20 protein-coding genes and 1 pseudogene are annotated in these 26832 nt (G+C 62.2%); 18 read left to right on the forward strand and 3 right to left on the reverse strand.

What is annotated here, in order from left to right; all coding sequences use genetic code 11:
* Positions 1 to 52: 52 nt before the first annotated feature.
* Entirely contained in the window at positions 53 to 718 is a 666-nt protein-coding gene (locus G4G27_RS02000) for a transposase (RefSeq protein ID WP_183111642.1), read from the reverse strand.
* A 70-nt stretch (positions 719 to 788) separates the two neighbouring features.
* Here G4G27_RS02000 and G4G27_RS24090 point away from each other — a divergent pair.
* Positions 789 to 1043: pseudogene (locus tag G4G27_RS24090) on the forward strand (IS110 family transposase); the annotation flags it as partial.
* Between the two features lie 295 nt (positions 1044 to 1338).
* Here G4G27_RS24090 and G4G27_RS02005 read toward each other — a convergent pair.
* Positions 1339 to 1743: an SMI1/KNR4 family protein gene (locus G4G27_RS02005; RefSeq protein WP_183111644.1), complete on the reverse strand. Its 405-nt coding sequence runs from the start codon at positions 1741 to 1743 to the stop codon at positions 1339 to 1341.
* A gap of 1 nt (position 1744) precedes the next feature.
* Positions 1745 to 14101 carry a LysM peptidoglycan-binding domain-containing protein gene (locus G4G27_RS02010; protein ID WP_183111646.1) on the reverse strand — a complete coding sequence of 4119 codons (12357 nt, stop codon included), beginning with the start codon at positions 14099 to 14101 and terminating at the stop codon, positions 1745 to 1747.
* Positions 14102 to 14547: 446 nt separating this feature from the next.
* Between G4G27_RS02010 and G4G27_RS02015 the strand changes: the two genes are divergently transcribed.
* From G4G27_RS02015 to G4G27_RS02095, 17 genes are all read left to right on the forward strand, one after another.
* Positions 14548 to 15198 (forward strand): flagellar hook basal-body protein, encoded by a 651-nt coding sequence (locus G4G27_RS02015; RefSeq protein WP_210275213.1) that lies wholly within the window; start codon positions 14548 to 14550, stop codon positions 15196 to 15198.
* The gene (locus G4G27_RS02020; protein ID WP_183111649.1) at positions 15198 to 15968 is read left to right on the forward strand and encodes a flagellar hook-basal body protein; all 771 of its coding nucleotides are present in this window, start codon (positions 15198 to 15200) and stop codon (positions 15966 to 15968) included. Before G4G27_RS02015 ends, G4G27_RS02020 begins: the two co-directional genes overlap by 1 nt.
* Before the next feature lie 4 nt (positions 15969 to 15972).
* Positions 15973 to 16656: a hypothetical protein gene (locus tag G4G27_RS02025; RefSeq protein WP_183111651.1), complete on the forward strand. Its 684-nt coding sequence runs from the start codon at positions 15973 to 15975 to the stop codon at positions 16654 to 16656.
* Positions 16653 to 17228: a flagellar basal body L-ring protein FlgH gene (locus G4G27_RS02030; RefSeq protein WP_183111653.1), complete on the forward strand. Its 576-nt coding sequence runs from the start codon at positions 16653 to 16655 to the stop codon at positions 17226 to 17228. The genes G4G27_RS02025 and G4G27_RS02030 overlap by 4 nt, the downstream gene beginning before the upstream one ends.
* A complete protein-coding gene (locus G4G27_RS02035; protein ID WP_244624514.1) occupies positions 17228 to 18355 on the forward strand; it encodes a flagellar basal body P-ring protein FlgI in 1128 nt (375 codons plus the stop codon). The genes G4G27_RS02030 and G4G27_RS02035 overlap by 1 nt, the downstream gene beginning before the upstream one ends.
* Before the next feature lie 9 nt (positions 18356 to 18364).
* Positions 18365 to 18709 carry a hypothetical protein gene (locus G4G27_RS02040; protein ID WP_183111655.1) on the forward strand — a complete coding sequence of 115 codons (345 nt, stop codon included), beginning with the start codon at positions 18365 to 18367 and terminating at the stop codon, positions 18707 to 18709.
* Between the two features lies 1 nt (position 18710).
* Entirely contained in the window at positions 18711 to 19139 is a 429-nt protein-coding gene (gene flgC / locus G4G27_RS02045; protein WP_183111657.1) for a flagellar basal body rod protein FlgC, read from the forward strand.
* A complete protein-coding gene (fliE, locus tag G4G27_RS02050; protein WP_183111659.1) occupies positions 19136 to 19456 on the forward strand; it encodes a flagellar hook-basal body complex protein FliE in 321 nt (106 codons plus the stop codon). Before flgC ends, fliE begins: the two co-directional genes overlap by 4 nt.
* A gap of 4 nt (positions 19457 to 19460) precedes the next feature.
* Entirely contained in the window at positions 19461 to 20723 is a 1263-nt protein-coding gene (gene fliF / locus G4G27_RS02055) for a flagellar basal-body MS-ring/collar protein FliF (protein WP_183111661.1), read from the forward strand.
* On the forward strand, positions 20716 to 21096 hold the full coding sequence (locus G4G27_RS02060; protein ID WP_183111663.1) for a hypothetical protein: 381 nt from the start codon (positions 20716 to 20718) through the stop codon (positions 21094 to 21096). Before fliF ends, G4G27_RS02060 begins: the two co-directional genes overlap by 8 nt.
* Positions 21093 to 21779 (forward strand): hypothetical protein, encoded by a 687-nt coding sequence (locus tag G4G27_RS02065; RefSeq protein ID WP_183111664.1) that lies wholly within the window; start codon positions 21093 to 21095, stop codon positions 21777 to 21779. Before G4G27_RS02060 ends, G4G27_RS02065 begins: the two co-directional genes overlap by 4 nt.
* On the forward strand, positions 21776 to 23113 hold the full coding sequence (locus G4G27_RS02070) for a FliI/YscN family ATPase (protein WP_183111665.1): 1338 nt from the start codon (positions 21776 to 21778) through the stop codon (positions 23111 to 23113). Before G4G27_RS02065 ends, G4G27_RS02070 begins: the two co-directional genes overlap by 4 nt.
* The gene (locus G4G27_RS02075) at positions 23106 to 23555 is read left to right on the forward strand and encodes a hypothetical protein (protein WP_183111666.1); all 450 of its coding nucleotides are present in this window, start codon (positions 23106 to 23108) and stop codon (positions 23553 to 23555) included. Before G4G27_RS02070 ends, G4G27_RS02075 begins: the two co-directional genes overlap by 8 nt.
* 74 nt (positions 23556 to 23629) lie before the next feature.
* The gene (locus G4G27_RS02080; RefSeq protein ID WP_183111667.1) at positions 23630 to 24397 is read left to right on the forward strand and encodes a hypothetical protein; all 768 of its coding nucleotides are present in this window, start codon (positions 23630 to 23632) and stop codon (positions 24395 to 24397) included.
* Position 24398: 1 nt separating this feature from the next.
* Positions 24399 to 24839, forward strand: a complete 441-nt coding sequence (locus G4G27_RS02085; RefSeq protein ID WP_244624515.1) for a flagellar hook capping FlgD N-terminal domain-containing protein — start codon at positions 24399 to 24401, stop codon at positions 24837 to 24839.
* Positions 24839 to 26011: a flagellar hook-basal body complex protein gene (locus tag G4G27_RS02090; RefSeq protein ID WP_183111669.1), complete on the forward strand. Its 1173-nt coding sequence runs from the start codon at positions 24839 to 24841 to the stop codon at positions 26009 to 26011. The genes G4G27_RS02085 and G4G27_RS02090 overlap by 1 nt, the downstream gene beginning before the upstream one ends.
* Positions 26012 to 26036: 25 nt before the next feature.
* Complete coding sequence (locus G4G27_RS02095) at positions 26037 to 26828, forward strand: FliM/FliN family flagellar motor C-terminal domain-containing protein (RefSeq protein ID WP_183111670.1); 792 nt, start codon at positions 26037 to 26039, stop codon at positions 26826 to 26828.
* Positions 26829 to 26832 lie beyond the last annotated feature (4 nt).

The raw sequence follows: 26832 nt of genomic DNA on the forward strand, positions 1-26832 counted from the left end.
GTCGAGCGCGGCCCAATCCAGCGATCGCGTTACGGTGGCATACGATAACCCCTTAATTCCCCTTCGGCACCGGCCCGCGCTTGCGCGGCGCGAGGGTGAGGCCGCTGCGCTCCTCCATATCCGCCAGCCATTCCTTCGAACCGACCGGACGCCCGATACTCTCGGCCTTGCGCAGCGCGGCATAGCCCATTGCATCGTCGAACGCCGCACCCAGGAACGTCGTAAAGTCACCAACGCGATCGAGCGCAGGCGCGACATCGACGAAGTGATCGCTTTCCCCCGCGATATGCGCCCCGGCGCTTGACCAGCGCCAATCCTCCGCCCGCTCGGTCAGCTTTGCCCTGACCGGATTGAGCGTCACATAACGCAGCGCGCTGACCAGATGCGCTTCGTCCATCGCGACCGAACTGAAGCGCCCCTGCCACAAATGCCCGGTCACGCGCAGGCGTGCGTTGATATAGCCGGTGTAATGGCGATGGACGTAGCGGAAGGTCCGCCGCAGCCCGTCCTCGTCACTCGGCACGGCGATGATGTGGACATGGTTGGGCATCAGGCAATAACCCCAGATCGACACCCGCGACCGCTCCGCCGCCTCGGCGAGCAGATCCAGGTACAGCGCATAATCGCCATCCTCGAAGAACACCCGCTCGCGCCGGTTACCGCGCTGCGTCACGTGATGCGGGATACCCGGAAGGACGATGCGCGCGAGTCTGGCCATCGGGTCAGGCTAGCGGCGCACAACACCGAGTAAAGGGGTTATTGCACGTGTCACCGTAATTCGAATTGTGCAGAAGTCGACAGGCGGCAAGCAGCGGTTGGGCAAGATATCGAAGATGGGAGAGGGCACGATCAGGCGTCTGCTGATCATCGGTAGGAGCTCTGTTGTGCAACATGTCAGCCGGCCTGGTGCACCCGAACGGGCGTGGCTGGCTGGTATGCTGGCGCGCAAGCCGCGCATGCTGGTGACGGTGGCGCAGGCGAACAAGACGGCGCGCATCGTCTGGGCGGTGCTCACCAAAGAGGAGGATTACAGAGCTCCGGCGGCAGGGCGGTCTGACCGTTCAACCCGCCAGAGGCCGTCGAGGACGGCAAGCGATCGAAGGAGAGTATGGCACAACAGTCGGTGAAACGGGTCCGGAAAACCAGGAACTAACCCCCTGGGCCTTTGAGCACGCGTTTAAGATCTGGATCCGTCCGCGCACTCCCATACGGGCCAGCAGCCATCAACAGGCCGGACAGAAGGCAGCATCCGTCAACGCGTCAATACTTGATTTTACCGCTTGCTTCCGTGGGGGCGTCCACAGAAGGCTTGTTGCACGTGTCGCTAATTCGATAGATTCATTCCTCAATTACCACGATGCGCGAGACAAAATTCTTAAAGTTAATTGCTACCTTTTGAGAAGTTGTCTTTCCGCCGTAATAGTTAATATAGTATACTGAGTTTTGACCATTAAGAACGTAGATATTTCCTAATTCATCACGAGCGAATGGGAGAATGTTTTCTTTTTTTAGGTCGTTGTATTTATCTAATTCGTCGAGGATGCCTCCATCATGGCCCGCAGAAAAGAATTTTAAAATCGGCAAATCTTGAGATCCGTCAACCAGTCCACCAACGAAAGCTCCGCCGTACTCTTTTACGAACTCGCAATAGTCGTTGGGCAAATTTCGGCCCAAAACCCTTTCAATCTCGCTGATCTCTGATTCAGAAAACTGCGAACCCGACTCGAATCTGGGATCAGGCATTCTAATTTCCTCCGCGCAACTGCTGAGCCCCACCTGAGTGATGAAGTCCATGGACTGCTTCTGGCACAATTTGAACGGCGTCACCGCCCGCATGATGAAGTGCCACGTTTTCTGTGGAAAGCCAGCGCTGAATCGCTCGCTGAGATAAACCCGTTTCTCTCGACATTTGCTGTAGCATTAAAGTCCGGTCGGCACCGTGATCGCCCGTTAGGCCGGGAACTTCGAACTTTCCGGGAAGACCTCCAGGACCCGGCACGACGTGCGCGCCGAAGTCAGGTACTCCCTCCTTCCAAGGTATGGTAGAACCGCGCGGCAGGCCCATATTCGCGGCAGCATTATCCGAGAGCGCGAAGGCTGAGTTGCCGATATCTCCGCGAAATTGCCCTTTGTCAGTTGCAGGCATCTGAAACCCTGGATGTGGCGTCCACCTCGGGGCAATCCCCTTTCGATCTGTAACAAGGGACCGCGTTAGATTTGAGATTTTCCGTCCGATTGAGGCAACGCGAGAAGGTAAACTTGCCACAAAACTTGCGATATGTTTAGCATTAAAGGCGGCGGTCACCAAAGCTGCGCCACCTATGGCCGCGGAGACAGCAGTGCCGCGACTATATCCGGCATCTTCAATGGAGTTGGCAAACCCGCCTATGGCCTTGTCAGTTGCTTCTCCAACAATCTTTCCGAGCAATAATTTCGCTGGCCCCAATATCGGTCCGCCAATTACTACAGTAGCAATGTCAAAGGCATAGCCTAAACCGATCAAAGAGTATTTTAAGAACGGGCTATCGTTTACGCGTTTTCCAATATCGATTGCCACATCACCTATGCGAGATGCTGCATCTATCAATATTGGGTTAAACAGATCATCTTTACTGAAAAGGCCCACAGTAGGGAGATTAGATGATTGGGCGCTGGCGCGAACAACAATATCATCGTTTTCAGAACCAACTATCAACCCTTGCTTAACATATGGCTCAAGCGCCGCGTCGATCTGATCAGGCGAAAGGTTACCATTTACGTTGACCACCTGCCCGAGACTCGCGCGAACGCGCACGCGAGCAGCGGATTGCCGATCTGCAAGTTCGTCATCTGTTTCGCCTGGACGTTGCTCAGACGTTGCATCGCGCTGTGCCTGCAGCCCTATCTCAATCGAGTCTCTAAGCAACTGAAATTTAACAGGATCCGCCATAGTGGTGCCAGGCTTTAATCCTTCGACCGTATCATTACGTGCCGCTGCCTGTTCCGCCGCTATGGTCAGACTCGCGCTCTTGGCGATTGAGTTGACAATTTCGCTCCCGACATATCCACCAATAGTCTGCCCGATAATATCGGGGAGAGCGGCCATGAGGTTGTCGCCGAAATCAGTGCCATCGACGAGGCTCCGAGTGGCCGCGTTGGCGAGGCCACTCGCTGCGTTAATCGCAATCCTTTGGCCGATTTGCGCTAAGTCAGAACCGGCTGCACCGAACTGGGCACCAAGAGCGCCACCAATACCGCCGCCGATGCCGGCCGCCGCAACGCCGGTCCAGTCGAACTTGCTTTGCAGCCCGGTCAGTGTCGAGATGCCTTGAGTGATGACGCTGCCGAGCACGCCGCGTGCGGCACCGCTCAGGAAGTTGCCGCGAGCCAGGAAGTTGCCAATCTTTCCCGCGGCCGAAAGCGCCCCGCCGGCCTTGGCCGCTTCTGCGGCGCCTCTGGCAAACTCGCCAATTCCTCCACCGACCGCTCCTGCGATCGCACCGATCGCAACGCCCTTCCAACTAAAGCTGCTCTGAATGCCCGTGGCGACGCCCACGGCCTGGCTCGCGATGCTGCCCGCTGCGCCGGCCACTGCGCCGGCGGCGATCCCTCCTAGCACCGTGGTGGTAGGTCCGGTGAGCGCGCCGTAGGTTATCGCGCTGACCGCGACAGCGATCGCGACGAGCAAGATTTGCCCGAACACGCCACATTTGTTGGGTTTTTGCGGCTTGGGCGTGGTGGGGGAGGTGTCGCCATAGGCCGCGCTTGGGTCGTATGGCTTGAACGTCGAGCTGCTGTTGCCGGATTTGTTGACGCCGGCAGGAATGGACAGCGTCTGGCCTTCGGTCAGCGCGCTGCTTGCGCTCAGTCCATTGGCCTGGGCGAGCTTGTACCACAGGTTCGCATCGCCCCAGATTTGTGCCGCGATGCCCGACAGCGTATCGCCATCCTGCACCGTATAGCTGCCGCCGCCCGAGCCCTGGTTGTAGCTGGTGATCGGCGAATAGCCGTCTCCGAAGATCGCGTTCAACTCACCATAGGCAGCGCCGTTCTTGAACGCGCCGGTACCCGCGCTTGCCCGGATGCGCCGTTCGATCGAGGTCTGGTAGCTGGTGTCCTCGCTGCCATTGTTGGTGACATGGCCGAGCTCCATGCCGTTGAAGCGGTACCAGATCTCGTGCGGATCACCGCCGCCGTTATAGTCCGCCTCGTCGCGGCGCAGCGCCTGGCCGAGCGCGTCGTTCCGGACCGTGATGGTACGCGGCCGGCCGTCATTGACGCTGGCCGAGGTGAACACGCCGAAGCCGTTATATGTGTAATAGGTATGGTATACGGGATCCCCGGCCTTGGCCTGATAATTGACCATGCTTTGCGCGGCGCCGTCATACCAAGCGTAGCTTATATAGCTGGTCGAGGTTCCCTGCCACGCGCCATTCTTGTGCGTGGAGGTTGAGATATTAACCGCCGCCCCAAGCGAATAGTTCGACGTCCCTTCGGCGTAATTGGTGGTGACGTAGCTGGTGAAATAGTCCGCGCCCTGTTTCTGGCTGGTGATCTCATAGATCACCTGGCCCTTGTCGTTATAGGTGACCTCGCTGGCGTACCCCACGCCCGTCCCGTCGGCCAGCCAGTCGAATTGCGCTGTCCGGCGGTTCATTCCGTCATAGACGAACGTCGCTTTCTCCTGGCCCGTGCCGGTCGGAGCGGTTGTCGTCACCGTTCCGTCGCCATTGTCAACGACCCCGCCGCGCGCGATCTTCACATGTTCAAGGTTGCCCGATGCGTCGTAGAAATACCGCTCCAGCGTGTTCCCGGTGAACTGGATGCTGATCGTCGGCGTGTTGCCATATTTGGGCAGCTCATTCTCGTCATAGTTCGGATTGACGATGTTCGCCGTGCCGGTGAACGTGCCGGTCGCGGTCATGCGCTGTCCTGCCGCGTCATAGCTGATCTGGGTACCGCCGACGATCCCGCCAGCCGACGCATAACCATTGGCGATCACCACCCGGTTCATGCTGTCATAAGCGAACCATTTCTCCTGTGCGGCGAGGTAGACTGATGTATCGCCACCGGTGTTCAGATAGTGAAAATCGGCCCGCTCACGCCGGACATTGCCGACCGCGTCGTATGACCATTCAATCTCGGCCGCTGGCATCGCGACGCTTGAGGTTGTGCTGCTGCGTTCTTCCCATGTCTTCATGCGACCGAGCGCGTCATAGGTGACGATGGCGTCCTGCGACACCTGGCCGCCGGACGTAGCATATTCGGTCAGTTTCTGGCCATTTTCATTATAGCCGTAATCGGCATGTGCGCTTTCGTAGAAGACCGAGCTGTAAATCACACCGGTCGAGGCCGACGCGGCCAGCCCTGTATTAAGATAGGTGTAGCGCAGGGTCTCAGCGGTCGCGCGCTCGGTTAGTCGGCCCGCCAAATCATAGCTGAACGCGGTTGCGTGGCTGCCCATGTCGCTCTTTGACGTGACATGACCAAAGATGTCGCTGACCTCAGTCGCGACCAAAATCGTGTTGGCGTAGGTCGTCGTTTCGGTCCAGCCGCCGAACGTGCCGAGGCCAGCGGTGACCAGGCTGCTATTCCAGGCATAGCTGGTCGTCGTGATATCGCCGCCGAACGCCCTGACCGATGTCACCCGTCCTTGCGCATCATAGTCGGTCGATTCGTAATTGCCCGACGGGCTAAGGAAACTGTTGGTGTGCCTCACCCGCTGGCCGAGCACGTCATAGACGTAAGTGTCGGTCAGGCCGCCAAAATGCGCCACGCTGGTCAGGTGGCCGAGCTTGTCATAGTCCATCGTGGTGACGCGGCCGATCTCGTCGGTCACTTTCCTGAGGTCGCCGAACACGTCGTAAGCGCTGCTGACATTGCCCGCGAGAAGCGGGTGCCATTCCTTCGCGACCAGCGCCTCGGTGCCGCCATAGCCGGTGCCCGCCAATAGCGCCCGCGTGGTACGATAGTCGTTAGCGTCTTCCTGGCCGATCAGCCGCCCGGACAGGTCGTAGAAATATTCATCGACCGGCGCCACGGTGGACTCTGTATTTGTTACGGATGTGACCAGTACCTCTGGCCTTACGATCGAAATGACCCGGCCCATCGTGTTGTAGGTGTAGTTGGTGCGTGTCTGGCTGGTCGTATAGGCCGCCTGGCGGGCATCGCGCTCCCAGATCACCTCGCCGAACGCGTTGTAGCCGCGCGTGCTGATGAGGTCGGTCGTGGTGGCGGTGGTGGTCGCTGTGCCGATCAGCTGACGCCTCGCCAGGATCGTTGCTGTAGCTTGGTTGCGGCCGTCATATTGCATGACCGTCACGTTGATGCCGTCGACATAAGCCGCGCCGACGGTGTTCGCGCCATTGTTGGTGGCGATGGCGATCACCTGATCGAGCGTCTTGCCCGAGAGATCGGTGCCCTCGCTTTCGATCGAAAGCGACTGGTTGCCATTCTTGTCATAGGCGGCAAAGCGCCAGACGCCGTCGCCGGAATTGGTACGCCAGACGCGGCCGGCCAGGTCGTAGGCGAATTGTTCCTGGTACATCGCGGCGGCAGACGCGCCGGAGATGCCACGCTGCGACACCTCGCCATAGGCATTATAGGCAATGTTGGTCTTGTCGCCGACCGCGCTCCAGGTCGTTCCGGAGATTGTATTGATCGTCTGCTGCGTCAGGCGGCCGAGCAAGTCGTACTGATAGGCGATGCCTTCGGTGGTGGCGACCCCGGCGCTGTTGGCGCGAGCGTATGATTCACCGATCTTGCGGCCGGCAATGTCATAGACATAGCTGCGGACCTGATTGTTGGCGTCGGTCATCGACGTCAGCCGACCGCCCGCACCATAGCTGTAGCGCGTGATATGATCGTTGCTGTTGTCGATCGTCGCGCCGCCCTGCTGCGTGCGCGTCAGGTCGCCCAGACCGTTGTAGGAATAACGCAAGGTCGGCGTGACGCTGACCGGGGTGGCGCTGTTGTCGAGATAGGGCGTGCGCGCTTCGCTGATCAGCCGACCGGCCGTATCATAGCTGTAGGTCAGCGCATCAAGCGTGGCCTCGGTCTTTTTGGTGACCTGTCCGAGGCCGTTATAGTCATAACGGATGATCGCATCGGTAACATCGGTCGACAACACACCGTTTGAAGGGTCGATCTTGTAGCTCAGTACGCCGGTACGCTTCTCGGTCAGGCGCCGGCCGTTCAGGTCGTAAGTGAAGATGGTTTCGCGGTCCGCCGCGTTGTTCGCTACCGTAGGCGGCGTACCGATTACGACGCCGGTGGCGGCGGTGGCGTAGCGCCGCTCGGTAAGGGCGTTGCCCTCGGCATCGAGCGTCCAGGTCGTCAGATAGCCTTGCTGATCGACCGAGGCGGTTCTGCGGCCGAGCTTGTCGTAATAGCTGTAGGCCAGATTGCCGTTGGCATCGGTCGTTTTCACGACATTGCCGTTCGCGTCATAGGTATAGGTCGTGCGCAACGGGTCGGTGGTTGACGTGACGTAGGTCGATCCGTTCCAATAACCGCTTCGGACGCCGGTCACCTGGTTTGCGGTCAGCCGGTCTGCCCGGTCATATTCATAGGTCGTGAGGCGTACTTCGCCCGCGGGATCGGCTGGCCAGGCGGAAGTGGGGGTCGCGGGCAGCGTGACCGTGGTACCGAACACCCGGCTCGCTATGACATTGCCGTTCAGGTCATAGGTGAAGGTCGACAGCGTACCGAGCGCATTGATCGCGCCCGTCTTGCGGTCGAGATCGTCGTAGCGGAACAGCGTCCGCGCGCCGGCGGCATCGCGGCTTTCGATCAGATTGCCGCGCCGATCGTAGTAATAGAATTCCGTCGGCACGGTGCTGGTGCCCGCTGCTCCGACCGGCACCGCATCTCCGACCGTCGTGCTCAGCCGGCCGACGCTGTCATAGGTGTAGAGAGTCGTGCGCTGCTCGGTCAGGCCGAACGCCTCGATCCGCTTCTTCATGTTGCCGCGGGCGTCATATTCGAACTTGTTGACGACGCTCGACGCTTGGACGGTGCCGTCGCTCCTGACCGAGCTGATCGGCAAGGTTTCGCTTAGCAACAGGCCGCGCTTGTCATAGGTGTATGTGGTGGTGGCGCCCGCACCAATGACCGTGGTCGACGACTTCGCGGTGACCGATGTGCGATTGCCGAACGCATCATAAACGTAGGATTCGTAGAATCCGACTGCGTCGGTCGACTTAGTGAGCCGATCGAGCTTGTCATAGGCAAGCGTGGTCGTTGCGGACGCCCGCGAGACCGTCGCGGTCTGGCCACCGCGCGTATAGCTGTAGCTGGTCGGATACCCCTCGGCGTCGGTCTGGCTGCTCAACCGGCCGAGCTTGTCATAAGCAAATCCGGTCGTGGCGTCCTTGCCATTGGCAACGACCGAGGGGGGTGTTGTGAGGTCGGCCGTTCCGGTTACGAGGTTGAACCGCACGGTGATGGACGAGATGTCGCCGAGGTTCGAATAGCTGGTCTGGGTCAGCTGATCTTCCGCACCGCGCGCGTGCGTGACGCGACCGAGATTGTCGTACCAGCGATAGGTCGAGTTGCCGCGCGGATCGGTGACCTTCACCACATCGCCGAAACTGTTATAAACGAACAGGGTATCGGCACGCTCGGTGACACCGAAGGCGCGGATTTCCTTGGTCATGCGCCCGAGCGCGTCATATTCCCATTTGGTCGTGGCGGCATCTGCGGTGGTCGCGGCGACGGTGCGGTCGGTCAGACGGTAGAGTTTGTCGTAGGCAAACGTCGTGATGACGGCTTCGGTCGTGCCCGAGCCGCGCGTTTCCTTGATGACATTGCCGACCGCATCATATTCATAAGCGGTGATGGTGGCGTCGCTGGTGCCGAACGCGTCGGTCGACGATACGATCTGGCCGATCTGATCAAGCACCAGCTTGGTGACGAAGCCTTCGGGGTCGGTTGTCGTCTCGAGTCGACCGGCGCTGTCGTAAGTGAACTGGGTAACGTGCGCGGTCGCAGGCGTGCCGATCAGCGTATCGATGGCCGCAACGGTCGAGGTGTCGGTGACGGTGTAGGCGCTCTCGAAGCGCGACTGGCTCAGGACGTTGCCGAGCTTGTCATATTTATAGCCAGTGACATAGCCAAGCGCATCGACGCTATAGGCGAGCTGGCCCTTGCGGTCGTAGAGCGAGCGGCTCGTGCGGTCGTTGGTGGCGTTGGCGTTCGATGTCAGCCAGCTGTTCATCGCCCCGAGCAGCGGGTCGCCGGTTGTCGTGTAGAGTGCGGCGATCTGTACCTGCTTGGTCAGCTGGCCCTTGGCATCATAGGTCGCGACCGTGACCTGGCCGATCGCGTCGATGCTGTATGTCAGGCGGCCGACGGCATCATAGACCATACGCGAGATGCGGGTGCCGGGGGCTGTGGCGAGGCCTGCGACCTGGCCCGCGATCCAGGTCGCGGCGTAGACGCCGGTCCCGTCGGCGCCGATCGTGCCGTCATAGGCGATCGTGCGCAGGACCTTGCCCTGCGCATTATAGGCATATTCGGTGACATGGCCGAGCCCGTCGATCTCGAAACGAAGCTGGCCGTCCTTGTCATAGGCATAGCGAGTGACGCGGTCGCCGGCATTGGTCGCGGGCAGCGCGAGTGCTGCCTCGGTGACTTCGAGCGGCAGGCTCGCGGGATTGACCGAGGTCAGATACTCGCGCGTCGCGACCAGCCGGCCATCGGCGTCATAGCTGTTGGTGACCACGCCGCCGAGCGCGTCGATCGTCGCGATCCTGCGCCCCGCTTTGTCATAGACATAACGCGTGATCTTGCCATCTGCATCGGTGACCGCGACCAGATTGTCGCGCGCGTCATAGGCGTAGCTTGTCGTGTTGTTCAGCGCATCGGTGACGCTCGTCAGGCGACCGTCGCGGTCATAGACCGAATTGGTGATCTTGTTGTTCGGGTTGGTCAGCTGGACCGCCCGGCCGAACGCGTCATAGCCATAGCTGGTGGTGATCGCCTTGCCGCCAGCGGCGGAATCCACCACTGCGGTCTTCAGCAGCCCGCGGCGATCATAGCTGCGGGTCGAGGCGATCGTCGCGACGCCGCCCTGCGGTACCGTGCTGCCGACCAGTTCGCCGAAACTGTTATAGGTGAAGGTCGAGATATTGCCGAGCGCATCGGTCGATTGCTTGACCGTGCCATCGATGTTGAAGTCGAGATGGACCGCAGTGTCCAGCGCAGCCGACGCCAGGCCGGTGATTGCGGTGCTGACCGCCGAGATGACCTCACCGCCGGTCCAGCTGGCGATTGTCGCCGGGGCAAGCTTGTTGGCATAGAGGATCGTATCGCTGCGCAGGCCAAAGCTGTTGTAGCGATACTCGATCACGTCGCCGAGCGCATCGATCTGATAGGCAAGGTTGCCGTCGGCGGTGTAGTAATAGAGCGTCCTCGCGCCTGCGGTTTCGAGGCCGCGTGGCTCGCGCTTGGCGATCAGCCGATCCGCTTTGTCGTAGCTATAGGTCGTCCCGTAATCGATATAAACCTGGTCGATCTGTGCCTGGGTGGGGCTTGTGATCCCGGCGAGGACGGCATTGCCGATGCCGGAAAGTTCGCTGGTCAGGCGGCCGAGCCCGTCATAGCGCTGGCTATAGGTTCTGGGATCGGTCCCGCCCGCCTGTGTGACGGTCGAGACCAGCTGGCGCATGTTATCGTATGTATAGGTCGTGGTCGTGGTCGTCGCGCCAGTCAGGCTGCGCGTCTCGGTGAGCGCTTGGCCGAACGCGTTGCGCGTCCAGCTGGTCGTTTCCAGAATGGCACTTCCGGGCACTGGCAAAGTGGCGAGCGTCGGCGGCGTCGTGATTAGACTCGCGGGATCGAGCTTCTGTCCCCGAATCTGCTGATCGAGATAGCCGGCGGGCGTGTAATGAAAGCGCGTGAGGCCGCCTTCGCCATCGATGGTCGCGGCGAGAAAGCCCCGCGCGTCATAGACCAAATAGTTGCGAATATCCTTGGTGTTATCGATAGTGATGCTGGCGACGAGCTGGGCAAGCGTGCCGGTGGCGCGCAGGCCGGCGTTGGTTGCGCCCGAATAGGCGATGGTCCGGGTCTTGCGACCCGACTTGTCATAGACGACCTCGCTCAGAAAGCCTTCGGCATCAAGCGTGGCGACCAGCTGGCCGTCAGCGCCATAGAACAGGCGCGCGACACGGTCGTTGGCCGGATCGAGCGCGGGCAGGGCGGGAAGCGCCCCTGCAGGGCGGGTGAGGGATGGGTTGGCGATCACGATCGACTCACCCGCCGCCGCCGGAGCGTTCGGGAACTGGCCAACATATAGCACGGTGTAGAGGTTCTCGGTCTGGCGCATTGTGCGCACCATCTTGACCTTGGTGGCAATTGTGCTGCTCAGCCCCGAGATGATCCAGAGGCCGCCGGCCATCTGGGACAAAACGCCGGGCCCTTCGACGATCACGGCGGTCGTATCGCCAGTGGCGCCATAATCGCTCGCGCTGCCGCGTAGCGCGATGCTGGCCGTGTCACGGCTTCCAGCTTTGAGTTGCATTGTGAGCGATAATACATCGCCTGCCGCCACCGAAGCTGCAGTCGTGGACCACATGCCGGCGAGTTGCCCAGCCGCCTGCGCGCCCATTCGATACGCGGTCACCCCATCGATTGTCCCATCGGCAACCAGGGTTGATCCCCACGACGACGCATCCCATTGCGACAGCGCGTTCGGGTTGGTGAAGATATTCGCTGGCGCGGCTGCGCTCTTGAGCGCGGTGAGGTCAGCGGCGGCCATCTTCGTCGCCAGTTCGGTCGACGAGAGCAATTGCGACGTACCGTCATAGGTGAACATGGTGACCGCGCCGACGGCATCGATCGTCCGGATGAGGCGCTGGGAGGCGTCGTAGAAGGTCCATCCCCAGCGGTCGGCTGCCGCATCGGCGGCGGGGCGGATCGTATCGAGCGTGACCGTGGTCGGGTTGCCGCTCGCATCAGCGAGCGTGCCGAGCTGGGTGGCGGTCAGGCGGGTGGCGTAGGTCGTGGTGCTCGTGACGTTGTTATTGGCATTGTAGCGATATTCGGTGAGTGTGCCGTCTTCGTCGACCGTGGCCACCTTGCGGCCGGCATTGTCGTAGAAGAAGAAGGTCCGGTGGCCGACCGTGCCATTGACCGCGAGTGGATCTGCGGCGATGCGCAGGCGCCCGAGCGTGTCATATTTATAGCCAGTCACCTGGGCTGTGACATCGGCCGCCGACCGGGTCGAGGTGATCAGCTGGCCGGCGAGGTTGTAGACCGATACCTCGGTCGAGAGATTGGCGAAGGTGACGGCGGTCGTCTGCAAGGGGTCTGTGAACGTGACGAGGGTAGTGCGGCCCTCGAGATCGATCGTGCGGGTGACGCGGCTCAGTCCGTCATAGGCAAAGGTCTCGGTCTTGGTCGCGCCATTGACGACGACCTGGCGCTGCATGAGTTCGCCATGCGCGCTATAGCCATAGAGCGTTTCGCTCTTCTCCGAGGTCGTGTCGAACGCGCCGGTCGCGAGCAGCTTTGCATAGCTCGTTTCGCGGATCAGTCCGCCGCGCGCGTCATAGGCTCGCTCGGTGCGGACCGCTGCGGTGCGGTCGATCGCGCCACCGCGCCAGGTGTTGAGCGTCGTGATCGCGGTCGCGTCATCGGTCGATAGCGAGGCAGCAAGGGTGTATTGCGCGACGGTGTAGGCGGTTGATGCAACTTGCTGGCCATAGCTGTCATATTCGAACCAGCTGACCTTGCCCTCCGCACTGATCGAATAGGCAAGGTGCCCCTTGCCGTTATAGACGTAGCGCGTGGTTTGCGGCGTGCCTGCGGTTCCGCTGCCGGCGCCATCGGGATCGGGCACGAGATAGCGGGTCTCGGTCTGGAGTTCGTTCTTCGCTGTATAGGTTCGCGTAATGGTGTTGCCGAGCGCATCGCGCTGCGAGGTGAGGTTGCCGTGCGTGTCATAGCCATAAGCGGTGACATTGCCGTCACCCATATCGACCGAGATGACATCGCCATTGCCGTTGTAGGTGAACTTGCGGATCTGCGCGGCGGTGGTCGCATTGGCCGGGGGTGCAGTGATCTGCAGCAAATTGCCATTGGCGTCGTAGCTGAGCGTGGTGGCCTGGCCGAGCGCGTCGGTGATCGTGGTGCGCTTGTTGGCCGTGTCGTAGGCAAAGGTCGTGGAACGCGTGACACCGCTTGCAACGGTCTCGATCAGCGAAGTTACGCGATAGTCGGATCCGACCAGCGTATAGCCGATCTGCAACACCGACCCATCGCTTTGGGTGATCCCGGCGATGCGCTGGCTCGCGCCGTCATAACTGATCGTGGTTGTGTAGACTGCGTTATCGGTCTTGCTGCCGTCGAGCGGGGTGTAATCGACCTTGATCGTGCTCAGGCGGCCGCTTGTGTCATAACCATAATAGACCCGGGTAAGCGTCGGCGTCGTACCGCCGGTTCCGGGCGAATAAGTGTCGATCTGGTTGAGGCGGCGGGTCAGCGTATCATAGCTGAGCTTCACATACTCGCCATTGGCGTCGGTGATCTGCTGCAGCACCGCGCTCGCCGTGCTGTCGGAATAGCTATAGGTGACCGTGTTGGCATCCTGGTCGACACTATCGGTGATGCGGCCGAACAAAGTTTCGTTATAGTTTTCCTTCAGCTGGGAACCTCCGTCGGTCCAGGTCCATGTGGTGCCGGTCCTGGTCAGCGTGTCATAGGCGCCTTGGCCGTCCGTCGTGACATAGGCGCTGGCGCCGGTGCCGTTATAGTTGACGGTCCAGGCATAGACGGTCTCGGATCCGTCCCAGTCAGTGCGCGTGACCGTCGAGCCGGCCACTCCATAGGTCCCCGACAGACCGTAAACCTTGCGGTACCCGCTCGGACGCCAGTTATCCGCGTTGTCCGGCTGGCTCGTCGCCTGGCTGTTATAGCTATTGTCGACTTCGATATCGGTGCCGCGACCGATCAGGAACTCATCTGCCCGCGTGACGAACAGATTGCCGTTGGCGGCGTTCACATAGACCTGTTCGAGCGCTCGCCCCAAGGTCGCTGACCCAAGCAAGCCCGCTCCGCCGAGAACGCGCGCCGAACTGCGCTCGATGCCCGTTCCAGCGCCGGTGAAGATCGCAACCATCGAACTTATCCCCCGATCGACGACCAGCACGCGAACTGACGCACCGTCCCATCACAAGGAGATCAGGAGAAAACGAGCATAGTTTAGCGGTATTTTTCATGAGCTCGCGGATGCCGCAGTGACGCGTCGCGACTTGGTTCGTCGTTCGTGCCGGGATCGACGCCTGTTGCGCGGGGCTGGAAGTCGCGCGGGGTGATTCGGGCGGCAAATCAAGCGCATTGCTTACGGCGGTCTCAAAACCCGGTTCCATCCAAAATGGATGCGAATTGCAGAACGGCTTGCGTCGCCGGATTTGATCCTAAATCTGTAATTTGCGACGAGCCGATCGGCCCGCTGCTTGACCGCGAATGTCCTATATGCGCTTCTATCGAGCGGGGTAAGCGGGGGAAATAATGCCGGGATTGATCGAGGCCGCATCGGCCATCTTGAGCGCATCCGAAAGGCGCTTGGAAGTTGTTTCCTCAAATGTATCAAATGTATCGACCGCCGGTTACAAGCGGCAGGTCAGTTTTGCCGACCTGATTTCCGCCGACCGCGCCGACGCGGTCGGACAGCTGACGATGCGCGTTCGGCCAGACCTCGCACAGGGGAAATTGTCGGATACCGGAAACCCGCTGGACCTGGCGATCGGCGGCGAGGGATTTTTTCAGATCCGGCGCGGCGATGAGCTCTTCTATACACGCAGCGGTCAGTTCCGCCTGGCCGAGGACGGCCGGGTGGTGACGCCGCAAGGCTCGGCGTTGCAGCAGGCCGGCGGTGGTGATCTCATCCTTGATCGCATGGCGGTCGAGATTCTGGCGAACGGCACCGTGCTGGACGGCGATCGTCCCGTCGCGCGCATCGGCGTTTTCATGACGCCCGCCCGTGATGCGGTCGAAGGACTGGACGGGTCAACTTTCCGCCTTGCCGGCGATGTCGAGGAAGTGGCCGAGCCGCAAGTGCGTCAGGGCATGGTCGAGGCCTCGAACGTTTCGATGGGCGATGAAATGGTCACGATGATGACGGCCCTTCGGCAGGCCGAGAGCGGCGCACGCCTGGTGCAGACCTATGATGACCTTTTGGGTCGCGCGATCACCGCATTCGGGCAGAACGGCTAATGAACGGTGCTTTTTACATCAGCGCGATCGGCCTGCAAACGCAGCAGCGCGCGCTCGACGTTATCGCGGGCAACATCGCAAACGTGAACACGCCGTCATTCAAACGCTCGGAAGTCCGTTTCTCCGAGGTGTTGGCGGTGCGCAGCGACCCCGACGTGCCGCGTGCCGACCTCTACGACGCACCGATCAGCTCGGGCGTCAGGATTGACAGCCTGCCGATGACGGATGAGGCTGGAACGATCGAAAAGACCGGCCAGCAAATGGACATTGCGATCGAGGGGCGAGGGTTTCTCGAGTTGATGGGCCCCGGCGGGCAGACGATGCTGTGGCGAGGTGGCAGCCTGCGGATCGGAGAGGACGGCCTGCTTGGTGCCGCCAATGGCATGGCGTTGAAGGCAGCCATCACCGTGCCGGCTGATGCGACCGCGGTGACCATCGGCGGCGATGGCGTGGTCCGCGCTCAGACCGGCGCGGAGACGGCGCCGACCGAAATCGGGCAGATCTCGCTGGTCAGGGTCGACGACGCAGCGGCGCTGGAGCGGCTCGATGGCGGCTTGTACCGCGCGACTGATACCGCGCGTCTGACCGACGCGCAGCCGGGCGATGACGGCATGGGTACCCTTGTCCAGGGCGGCATCGAGCGATCGAATGTCGAAATGACCGGCGAAATGGTGCAGATGATGCTCGTCCAGCGGGCCTATGGTGCCAATGCGCAAGTCATTCAGGCGGCGGATCAGCTGATGGGCATCGCCAATAGTCTGCGGAAATAGCGCGATGATCTTCGCGATCATTGCGACGGCGCTCGCCGCGCCGCTCACGCCGCCGCTGTTCGCCGCGCCGCGCATCGAAGTGGCGAACGGAATCGTGCGGGTGGGGGACGTCGTCGATCTGCTGGCGATTCCGACTGCTCGTCGACCGGGGTTTTTCCGGCGGGTGATCGCCAGGCTGCCGAGTGACCGCACGCCAGTGACGATGTCGCGCGCAGCCTTGATGCTACTCGTCCATCGTGCGGTTCCGGCCCTTGCGCCCAGCGCGGGCGGCCGCGGCCCGGTCACGCTCTATACCCGTCGCTCCAGCGACGCCGCGTTGCGCCGCGATTGCATGATGACCACAGCTGCCGTCGCGCAGGGCGTGGCGCTGACCGCCGATGTCGTCGGCCCGATTGCATGCAGGAACGGCGGCAGCGCTGCTGCATTGTTCGACCGCCAGGCGAACGTCGCTCGCGCAACGCGCGACTTGGCGGTCGGTGCTTATCTTGGGCGCATTATGGTCTCGGGCGCGCCGCTCATTCGCAAAGGCGCAAGCCTCAATCTGGTCTCGACCGTCGGCCCGGTGCGGATCGATCGCGTCGTGACCGCGCTGCAGGATGGGCGCGGCAAGCGCGTTTTCGTCCGTGACCAGGACGGGCATGTGTTCGCCGCGCGACTTGAGTCCTCGGTGGAAGGGCCTGCCAAATGATTCGTCCCCTGCTTCTGGCAACGCTTGCCCTGATGTCGCTAACGGCGCCCGCCTCGGCCGAAGATCTTTATAAGCCGAGCGGCTGGTCGGCGATGAGCGCGGACCGAACCGCGCGCCAGGTCGGCGACGCACTGACCATTGTCGTCTACCAGGCGGCGGAAGCGACGAACTCGGCGAAGAGCGATTCCAGCAAGAGCTCGCGGCTCGGCGGGCAAATAAGCGCCGGATCGCTCAATGAATCGGGCAATCTTTCGTTTGGCGGCGGCTATACCGGGGGCGGCCAGGTGCAGCGCAGCGAGCGTTTCGTCACCCAGATCACGGTCGTGGTCAGCGAAGTCCTCCCAAATGGTGATCTAATCGTCACTGGCGAGCAGCAGATGCGCGTCAATGGCGAGACGAGCAATATTGGCGTGCGCGGCCGCGTCCGTCTCGCCGACATCAATGCCGAGAACATGGTGGCGTCGAACCGGGTCGCGAACGCGCAGATCAATTATGACGGGCGCGGGTTCGTATCGAAAAGCGCCAGGCCCGGGCTCATCAACCGCGTCTTTCGTTTTCTCGGACTCGGCTGATGGCAAAGCTCGCGCTCTTTCGCGCGCTGATCGCCAGCATGCTGCTCTCGCTCTGCATCATGGCTGCGCCCGCGGCGGGCCAGGATGTGCAGCTGAGGGGCCTCGGCCGGTTCGATGGCTGGCGGGAAAACGCGCTGATCGGTTACGGTCTGGTGACCGGCCTTGCCGGATCCGGCGATACGCGCCGCAATGCCGTGACCCGCCAGGCGCTGCGCAACGTGCTCAGCAGGCTCGGCACGACGGTATCGGAAGATCAGATCAGCAGTCGCAACGTGGCCGTGGTGATGGTCATTGCGACACTGCCGGCGTCAGCCAATGTCGGCGACCGCATCGATGCCACGGTCTCGTCGATCGGGGACGCGCGGAGCCTGGCGGGCGGGACATTGCTGATGACGCCCATGCTCGGCCCGGACCAGCGGCCCTATGCGCTCGCGCAAGGCGCGCTGGTTGCGGGCGGATACAGCTTCGAAAGCGAGCTTAACCAGCAACAGCGCAATTATCCGACCACCGCCCTTCTCCAGGGCGGCGCGACCGTCGAGCAGGCGGTTGACGCGCAGATCCTGAAGAATGGCGAGGTGTCGTTCCTGCTGAGCGACCCGAGCTTTGGCACCGCGCAGCGTATCGCCGAGACGATCAATGCCCGGTTCGGCTTCGGCACGGCGTCAGCGAGGAGCGCCGACCAGGTCAGGGTCCGTTATACCGGAGACCCGTCGGACCTGACCAATTTTCTCGCGCGGATCGAAACATTGTCAGTCCGCCCGGAAAGCCATCCCAGGGTTGTGGTGAACGAGCGCACCGGAACCATCGTCGCCGGCGGCGATGTCCAGATTTCCAGCGTCGCCATCTCGCAGGGTGACATCAAGATCACGATCAAGGCCGAGAACGTCGCCTCGCAACCCGGTTTCGTGTCGGGCTTCGCGAGCGATGTGCGCAGCCTGGTCGTCACCAATACCAAACTCGATGTCGATGATGCGGTTGGCGACACAGTGGTTCGCTTCCCCAACACCACGGTCGCCGATCTGGTGCTGGGCCTGTCGCGCGCCCGGGTCAGCACAAGGCGGATGATCGGCATTCTGCAAGCCATCAAGACCGCCGGCGCGCTGCATGCCGATATCATCGTTCAATAGGAAGACGGTATGGACGCTATATCAACCGCAATCATCAGCAAGGCGCTCGACGGCTTGTCATTGCGCGCGCAAGCGACAGCGCAGAACATCGCGAGCGCGAGCTCGCGCGACTTTCGGCCGGTGCAGGTCAAGTTCGAAGAGCGCTTGCGGGCCGCGGCGGCCAAGGGCGCGGACGCGGTGCGCGATGTGGCGCTCCAGATGACGCGCGTCGACCCATCGGCGCTCGGTGACGAACCAAGGCTCGACCTGGAACTGGCCACGGCATCCGAAACCGCGCTGCGCTACACAGCGTTGCTCGATCTACTCGGCCGGCAAATGCAGATTTCGCGCGTCGCCGTCCGCGGGGGGCAGTGATATGGACGCGATGCAGATCAGCCGCACGGGGCTTGATGTCGAGTGGCAACGCCTCCAGGTCATTGCGCAGAACCTGGCCAATGTGAACACCAGCCGCACCGCCTCCGGTGAACCGGTGCGGGCGATGCGCCTTGTTTCGGCACCGAAGATCAGGTTTGCCGACCTCGTCGCGGCAAAGTCGGGCACGCCCGGTCCAAAAGGCGTCGAGGTGATCGGATTGGAGGCCATGCCCACTGGTCTGCGACGCGTCTATGAGCCAGGCGATCCGCAGGCCGACGCGGATGGTTTTGTGAGTTATCCAAACATCGATCATGCCGGCGAGATGACATTGCTGATCAAGACCTCTCGTGCCTATGAGGCGAACCTGACGGCGATGAACATCGCCCATCAAATGTACAGCAGAGCGCTCGAACTTGGGCAGCGGTCATGAGTGCCATTGCTGGCCTGGAATCGGTATCGGGGATCGCCGCCAATCCGGTTATCATGCAGCTGGGTGGTGCGGTCCTCTCGCAGCAGCCTGTTCAGGGCGCGGGCTTCGGCGACATATTGGCGGCAGGGATGAAGCAGGTCGAGGCGAAGCTCTCGAGTGCGGATTCGCTTGTCAGGCAGTTCGCCCTGGATGACTCGATACCGGTTCATCAGGTGACCTTTGCGCTCGAAGAGGCGCGGATGTCGGTCGAACTGGCGATGCAGGTTCGCGCGCGACTGGTCGAGAGCTATCGCGACATGATGAATATGCAGATCTGAGACGATGGCCATCGAAGCGATCGACGAGCCGGTATCGGGCTGGCGCCAGCGGCGGACCATCATTGGTGTGTTCGTTGCGCTGAGCGCGCTCCTGGCGCTTGGCTATTTTTTCTTCCTGCGCACTGACTATGCGGTCCTTTATACTGATTTGAAGCCGGCCGACGCAGCGGCGATCGTCGCCGAGCTCGACGCGAAGGGGATTGGGCATCGCCTGCGCGACGAAGGCACCACGATCCTGGTTCCAGTCGGCGATGCGGACACGGTCCGACTGGCGGTTGCGGGCTCCGATATCCCATTGAAGGGATCGGTCGGATTCGAGCTGTTCAACAAATCCGATATGGGGCTCACCGATTTCGCTCAGAAGATCAATTACCAGCGCGCGTTGCAGGGCGAACTCGCCCGAACGATCATGATGATGGACGGCGTCGAGACGGCCCGGGTGCATCTGGCGATGCCCGAGCGGTCGCTGTTTCGCGGCAACCGCAGCACGCCCAAAGCGGCGATCGAGGTCATAACGCGTCCCGGACAGCAACTCGATGCGGCGCGGGTTGCCGGCATTCAACGGCTTGTCGCATCAGCCGTGCCCGATCTTGCGCTTGGCGAGGTGGCGGTGCTCGACGGCAATGGTCACGTCGTCAGCCCGGCGCCAACGGCCGTCGCGATCCCGGAAATGGAGGAGCAGCAGGCGGCACAGAATTATTATCGCGCGCGCGCCAAATCGGCGCTCGCCAATCGGCTGCCCGGCCTGCGGTTCGATGTGAAAGCGCTGATGTTGCCGGCTAGCGGCGGCGAAGGAATTTCTATCGAGGCCGCACCGGCCGGTCCGGGTTCGGTCGCCCAATTCGGCAAGAACGGCGCCGGCGGCCGCAACTTTAGATTGCTGATGACGGTATTGACCGAAGCGCCTCTCAATGGCGAAGATCAGTCGATCGCGCGCGATGCCGTCGCATCCGCGACCGGGTTCGATGAGAATCGCGGCGACAATATCGCATTTGAACAAGGACCCGTGGGCGAACCAGCCAGTCCGCCGCTAGCAATGCCGGCGAACGCAACGGTGGCCACCCAAGGGCCAGCTCTTCCGCCGCCGAGTACCGTACCAGCCTCGGGATGGGGTGGATGGTGGGCAACTATGCTGGCCGGCCTGTTCCTCGTTGCCGGAGCGATATTGTTCATACGAATGCGGCGCCCGCTGGTTTCGGTGATCGAGCGCGACGCGTTCGTTACCCGGATCAGGCAAAGCATCGGCGCGAGTGACGCGCGTGCCTGAGTCGGCCGCAACCCTTATCGACGAATTGTCGGCGTTGCCGGCCGCTATGCGCAGCGCGGTGCTGTCGGCACTGACGCCAGAAGAACGCATCGCGCTGGATGATTTGCGCCGAGGGACCATGACCGGCTCGGGCGGCGAACCCGATCGGGCCGACGATGAGGGGGTGTCGCCGTGGCTCGCCGCCGTGATCGGTGGCGCTCGGGCGGCGAGCGATCGCCTCACCCCGGCGACGCGGCAGGCATTGTTGCATGCGGCCGATCGGGATCGGCGCGCCCGGGCACCGGAAGCTGACGCCGGATCGGGAGACTCCGCTGGCAGATCGTTGATCGGCGTTATGGGGGGCTTGCTCGGCCCGCGAAAGGGGCGGCCATGAGCGGCCTGATCAAGGCGCAATCGGCGGCACCGCTGATCAAGCGCTTCGATGCCGCGCTGGTCGACCGGGGCATGACGGCGCCGCGTGCTTCAGTACCACGCTCGGCTGCGGAAACGGCGCTGGACGAGGCGCTCATCGAAATTGACAATCTGCGCGGCATGATCGCTGAAGCGCGCGACGACGGATCGCGCGCCGCGCAGGTCGCGCGCGGGGAGGGTGAGGCTGCCGGCCGGAGCGCCGCGATGAAGGAGGCCGACCAGCGCCTGGCGGTCCTCGAACAGGCGGCGCGGAAGGCACGCACCGCATGGGACGACAGGCTGGCGGGTCTCGATGCGCTGGCGGTCATGATTGCCCGCTCGGCGCTTGCCAAGCTCATCACCGACAGCGACGATCTTGGCGATCTGGTCGCGCGCCAGATCGCCCGCCGGATTGACGCGATACGCCATGAAAGCGTGGTCGCGATCCGCGTAAGCACCGAGGATTTTGCGGACGACGATGCGCTCGATGTACTGGCGCTGCGCATAAAGCCGGGTGCCACCGAGATCATCGCCGATCCCGCGCTCGCCTCGGGCGATTGCCGGTTCGACCTCCAGCTCGGTCATGTCGATCTCGGCGTTCGCTCGCAATGGGGTGAGCTTGATGCTTTTCTTGAGGGCCTCGCGCTGGAAGGTACGGTGCGATGAAGCCGCATGCGTTTCTCGAGCGTCTCGCGGAAGCCGATTTCGCCAGTCCCTATGGTCGGGTCCGCAAGGTCACGGCGGGCATGATCGAGGCCAGCGGTCCTGCAGGGCAGCTCGGCGATCTGTGCGATATCGAATGTTTCGAGCCGAGCGGCGGTGGGCTGCACCACGTCGCTGCCGAGATCGCCGCGGTTGATCAGCAGCGCATCGTCTTGATTCCGCTTGAACAGGGCGCGGCGATCAGGCTCGATGCGAAAGTGGTGGCGCGATCGCAGCATGGCCGCGTTGCGGTCGGCGACGGTTTCGCCGGTCGCGCGATCAACGCGCTCGGGCAGCCGATCGATGCCGGCGGACCGGTACGCGCCGATGCTTATGTGCCGCTTGGCGGATCGGTGCCGAAACCAATGGAGCGCGCCGATCCCTCGCAGATACTGCACACAGGCCTTCGCGCAATCGATGGGCTGCTCACCCTTGGTATCGGGCAGCGGGTCGGCATCTTTGCGGCGAGCGGTGTGGGCAAGACCAGCGTGATGGAGCAGCTGGCGGTCCAGACCGGGAGCGATCGGACAATATTATGCCTCGTTGGCGAGCGCGGTCGGGAGGTCGAGGCGCTGTGGCGGCAGCTATCGGAGCGCGAGGATGCCTCGCGGTTCACCGTTGTCGCAGCGACGTCCGATGAAAGCGCGGCATTGCGCGTACGATGCGTGCAATATGCCCTGTGCCTGGCGGATTATTGGCGATCGCGCGGCGAACATGTCGTGCTGATGATCGATTCGGTGACGCGTATGGCGATGGCTTTGCGCGAAATCGGCCTCGCTGCCGGCGCGCCGCCGACTGTTCGAGCTTATACACCCAACGTCTTTGCAGCCCTTCCGCGCATTGTCGAGCGGTGCGGCGCGGTGGCCGAGGGCGGCGCGATCACGGCGATCATGACCGTGCTGAGCGAAACGGACGATGTCGACGATCCGATCGTCGAACTGATGAAATCCCTGCTCGACGGGCACATCATCCTGTCGCGAACGCTCGCTGAGCAAGGACATTTCCCAGCGATCGACATTGCTCGCAGCATCAGTCGGCAATCAGATCGTCTCGTGTCCGGACCGCACGCCGAGGCGATGCGCGGAGCAGCGGCAATGCTGGCTGTCTATGACGATGCGCGGGTGATGATCGAAAGCGGCGTCTATAAGAGCGGCAGCAATCCGGCGGTCGATCGCGCGATCGCGGTGCGTGACGATCTGCGCGAGTTCCTCTGCCAGACGCGGCACGAACGAGCTCCGCTGGCGCAATCGGTCGAGCGCTTGCGCGGCATAGTCGGTGGCATCGCAGCGCATGCTTAGGCAATCCGATCCCCGCAAACTCGCCAGGCTGGCCGAGGTTCACCTGGCCATAAAAGCACGCGAAGAGGACGCCCTCACGCGTACACGCGCGGCGGAGATCGCTGCTTGCGAGTCCGAGAAGGTGGCGCTCGAAGATATGCGGATTGCTCAGGAAAATTGGCTCGATTGCCACGCGCAATCCGGTTTCGCACCCGATTATTCGCGCGCGCTCGCCAGCCGCCTGATCGTCCGCGATGCGACGGCCGAGCGTGCCGGTGGCGAACACCGCGAGGCGATCGAGGCACATCGGCAACAAGAGGATATCTGGCGGATGGCGGAGGCACGGATGCGCTCGACCAAAGACAGGCTTCGCGCTGCGCAACGCGACGCAGCGCGTCGTCGCGAGGAAAAGCGGCTCGATGCGCTGTCAGACCGAATCACGCACGACTGGTCGCGCTCATGATCATCCGCCCCGATTCCCGACCAGCTGACGTCGAAAGGCAGCGCTGCCCCACACCGGTCCGGCCTCAGTTCGAGATGCCGCCAGGTTTTGGCGACCTGCTGGCCGCGCTAAGGCTCCGTCTTGGTGGGGTCGACGACACGCCTGAACAGGTCCGGTCGCACATGAAGGCGGCAGCGGATGTCTTCAACGAGCATGGTTTCTTCCAGACGGCGCGCGGCCTCGAAGATATCATGCTGCAGGGACCGGGTTCCGCCCTGCCGCGGTCGTCGATCGAGCCGGCTCCCGATGTCGTGTATTTGGACGAGGCGCCGGCACTGGCCCGATTGCCCGTCGATGCGCCCGTCGGCCAGGGGGCATTGCCCGCCGATCTCGCCGATGCGCAGCATCCAGAAAGTTTATCTGAGGAACGCATCGCTGCCATGCCAAATGGCGCGGCGATGATGCCGATGACACCGGGATTGCTCGCTCGCCCGCTGGGCGCGGGTCAGCCGTCTGTTGGCGGCTCGCTCGGCGCGACGCCTGTCCGGCACCATATTCCCGTCCGGGTCGAGGCGCGCCCGACAACGCGTGGCGGCGCACCTGCCTGGTCGCGCGGCGTCCGCCCCGATCCGCCCCAGCGGCCAGCGCCATTGAACGGCGCGGCGCTCAAAACACAGGTGTCCGTACAGGCCAGCGAACACGGCATCGATATCCTGGCGCGGATCGAGAAGTTCAGCCTCAGCGAGCGTGCGAGTCTGCGCGAGCGCATGATCGCGATGCTGTCGCGCCATGGGCTCACGATTCACGATGTGCGGATCAATGGCGATCCGGGCACGCCATCCTCCAACGATCAGGGCCAATGATGTGCAGGTAAATCCCGTCTCTTCGTTCGCGGAACCCGCCGCCAAGCCATCGACCGAGGCTGCGGCGACAGCGGCCTTCGGGCTCAGTTTCGACGCATTGTTGAAGATCATCCTGACTCAGCTGACCTACCAGGACCCGCTGAAACCGATGGATAATTTCCAGTTCGTCTCGCAGCTCGCGCAATTCTCGCAGATTCAGATTGGCCAGACGACCAACGATCGCCTGCAGACGCTGGTGACGGCGCAGGCCAATGCTCAAGCCTCGGGACTGCTCGGACAGCAAGTCGATATCGAGGCGGGGGCGGCGCTCGTCACGGGAAAGGTTTCCGCGATCACGTTTGAGAATGGCGAACCGCGGCTCACGATCACCGCCGCTGGCGGGCAGACCATCAGTAACATCGTGTTGAGCAGCATCACTCAAATTCGCAAGGGGACGCCATAATGTTTGGATCGATCTATATCGGCCTAAGCGGCCTGAACGCCTATTCTCGCGGGCTACAGCAGATCAGCAACAATATCACCAACCTGAATTCGCAAGGGTTCCGGTCGTCGACCGTTTCCTTTCGCGATTCATTTGGCGTGCGCAGCCGGAGTGTCTCCTACACCGGCAATAACAATGGGTCGGGGCATGGCGTCGAGCTCGCCGACAGCCAGCTCAACTTCTCCCAAGGCGAACTGCGCAAAACCGACCGCGATCTCGATCTTGCGATCGACGGCAGCGGCATGCTGACGCTGCTGGATGGTGACAAGATCCTTTACACCCGCACCGGCAGCTTCGAAGTCAATGGCGACGGCTATATCGTCCTGGCAGGCACCGACTATCGGCTCGCGACGCTTGATTCATCGGGTCGCCCGGTCAGCCTGTCCGTCGATGTCGCGCAGACCAGCCCGCCAAAAGCGACAACAGCGATCACCTTTGCCGGAAATCTCTCCACCACGGGGACTGAACACCCCGTCAACGATATCAAGGTCTATGACGCGAGCGGCAAGCAGTATGTCTGGAAAGCCGCTTTTGCCAAGTCGGCGACGGTGGTGGATCAATGGACCGTCACGGTTACCGATGCCGCCGGCGCAACGGTCGGCACTCAGATCCTGAAATTCTCGCAAGGTAATGTCGATCCGGCCACGACAACGCTGACCATCGGCAATGGTACGACAGGACCGACCGTCGCGCTGAAATTCACCGGTGTGACGTCCTTTTCGACAGGTCTGACATCGGATCTGAAGGCCTCCAAGGTAGACGGATATTCGCTGGGCACGGCGACATCCATCCTGATCAACAGCACCGGCCAGCTTGAGATCGGTTATACCAACCAGCAGCGCAAGCAGCTCGGCTCGATCGCGATCGCCGATTTCCGCAATCCGCAAGCGCTGACGCAGCGCAGCGGCGGCCTGTTCAGCGACGATGGCATGGCGCAGCGCGAGCTGATGGCAAGCGGTGATCCACGAGCGGGCACGGTGAAGTCGCGCCAGCTCGAGGCCTCGAACGTCGATCTGTCGAAGGAGTTCGGGGATCTGATCCTCATCCAGCGCGGTTTCCAGGCGTCCTCGCAGATCATCAGCGTTACCAACGACATGATCCAGCAGCTGTTCGGCATTCGTGGCCAGGGTTGATCGGGCGGAACAAGGGACGGGTTTTGTGCAGCGTATCCATAGAAACTGGCTGCCGGAGCCGGCGCTCGGCGGCGCCGTGCTGGCAGGACTGCTCGACGACGCGATCCGGCAATGGTCGAACCACTGGTTCGTCCGTACGGTCGTGCGCGCGATCGATCCCGTTACGCCTCCCGCAGCGATGTCTGACCTGGGCGATGGGGGATATTGGATGAAGGCCGGCCAGAGCCTGGCGATCGCCGTGCCCACCGCGACGCAGCTCGGATTGGCCGCAAGAATGCTCGACACGTCGGCACCGGAAGCTTCGCTGAGCGATGCGGATCGAGGGATCGTCGAGGAACTCGCGCGCGCATGCCTCGACAATCTTGCGCTGCGCGTCGCACAGGCGTTCAGAGTGTCCGATGACATGTCATGGGTCGTTGCCGATGGAGGCGAGGTACCAATTATCATCGCGCCGCGCGCACTTGACGTTGGCGTCGACCCGCAATCGTCCTTGCTGCGGATTATGGTCAGCGAGGATCTGCTGATCGAGCGGCTCAAGGCGGGCATGCCGACTGCGCCCCGTGGCGCAGCGCTGCCGCCGATCGCGGTCGGTTTGGCATTACAGTCGGTGGCGGTGTCGGCCTCGCTCGGTCGATGTTCGCTTACCGTTGCCGAGATGTCGGAGTTGAGCGAGGGCGATGTCCTGATCTTCGACCGCGACGTCCACAAGCCCCTTGCGCTTGTCCTCGATGGCATGGCCGTCATTCCCGGAAAATGCACAATAGATCAGGACGACGATGGTCTGCGGCTCAAACTCGTCGAACCCATCAACAGGTAATTCA

This window comes from Sphingomonas sp. So64.6b (genome assembly GCF_014171475.1).
Taxonomy (GTDB): Bacteria; Pseudomonadota; Alphaproteobacteria; order Sphingomonadales; family Sphingomonadaceae; genus Sphingomonas; species Sphingomonas alpina_A.

Bases quoted from the DNA above. Each gene is read 5' to 3' on its own strand.
- G4G27_RS02000 (WP_183111642.1), bottom strand. From the start codon at position 718: ATGGCCAGACTCGCGCGCATCGTCCTTCCGGGTATCCCGCATCACGTG.
- G4G27_RS02005 (WP_183111644.1), bottom strand. From the start codon at position 1,743: ATGCCTGATCCCAGATTCGAGTCGGGTTCGCAGTTTTCTGAATCAGAG.
- G4G27_RS02010 (WP_183111646.1), bottom strand. From the start codon at position 14,101: ATGGTTGCGATCTTCACCGGCGCTGGAACGGGCATCGAGCGCAGTTCG.
- G4G27_RS02020 (WP_183111649.1), top strand. From the start codon at position 15,198: ATGAACGGTGCTTTTTACATCAGCGCGATCGGCCTGCAAACGCAGCAG.
- G4G27_RS02025 (WP_183111651.1), top strand. From the start codon at position 15,973: ATGATCTTCGCGATCATTGCGACGGCGCTCGCCGCGCCGCTCACGCCG.
- G4G27_RS02030 (WP_183111653.1), top strand. From the start codon at position 16,653: ATGATTCGTCCCCTGCTTCTGGCAACGCTTGCCCTGATGTCGCTAACG.
- G4G27_RS02035 (WP_244624514.1), top strand. From the start codon at position 17,228: ATGGCAAAGCTCGCGCTCTTTCGCGCGCTGATCGCCAGCATGCTGCTC.
- G4G27_RS02040 (WP_183111655.1), top strand. From the start codon at position 18,365: ATGGACGCTATATCAACCGCAATCATCAGCAAGGCGCTCGACGGCTTG.
- flgC (WP_183111657.1), top strand. From the start codon at position 18,711: ATGGACGCGATGCAGATCAGCCGCACGGGGCTTGATGTCGAGTGGCAA.
- fliE (WP_183111659.1), top strand. From the start codon at position 19,136: ATGAGTGCCATTGCTGGCCTGGAATCGGTATCGGGGATCGCCGCCAAT.
- fliF (WP_183111661.1), top strand. From the start codon at position 19,461: ATGGCCATCGAAGCGATCGACGAGCCGGTATCGGGCTGGCGCCAGCGG.
- G4G27_RS02065 (WP_183111664.1), top strand. From the start codon at position 21,093: ATGAGCGGCCTGATCAAGGCGCAATCGGCGGCACCGCTGATCAAGCGC.
- G4G27_RS02070 (WP_183111665.1), top strand. From the start codon at position 21,776: ATGAAGCCGCATGCGTTTCTCGAGCGTCTCGCGGAAGCCGATTTCGCC.
- G4G27_RS02075 (WP_183111666.1), top strand. From the start codon at position 23,106: ATGCTTAGGCAATCCGATCCCCGCAAACTCGCCAGGCTGGCCGAGGTT.
- G4G27_RS02080 (WP_183111667.1), top strand. From the start codon at position 23,630: ATGCCGCCAGGTTTTGGCGACCTGCTGGCCGCGCTAAGGCTCCGTCTT.
- G4G27_RS02090 (WP_183111669.1), top strand. From the start codon at position 24,839: ATGTTTGGATCGATCTATATCGGCCTAAGCGGCCTGAACGCCTATTCT.